Genomic DNA, 270 nt, shown 5'->3' on the forward strand with positions numbered 1-270 from the left:
CTAATGGGGTGATACTGGTGACCACTAAAAGTGGGAAATCAGGGAAAACGGAACTGAGTCTGAATACTAATTATGGACTCAGTAGAGCCATGATCGGGCTTAAAATGATGGATACCCGGCAGTATATAGGAATGCGGAGGCAGGCCTATGCGAGTGACGGGATTACTTCGTATCCCGCTTCGGCCTATGATATCAATGGAAAATGGTCTTTGGATCGGTATACCAACTGGCCTGAAAAGCTGATTGGCAATGTGGCTGCCTCTTCCTCGG

1 protein-coding gene is annotated in these 270 nt (G+C 47.8%); it reads left to right on the top strand.

From position 1 onward, the window contains the following. Positions 1-89: 89 nt before the first annotated feature. Positions 90-270: hypothetical protein (locus SB764_RS40560; protein ID WP_410866836.1), on the top strand; the 181-nt coding region annotated here is incomplete at its 3' end.

Origin of the sequence: Paraburkholderia sp. SIMBA_027 (assembly GCF_046535315.1) — a bacterium.
GTDB lineage: Bacteria > Pseudomonadota > Gammaproteobacteria > Burkholderiales > Burkholderiaceae > Paraburkholderia > Paraburkholderia tropica.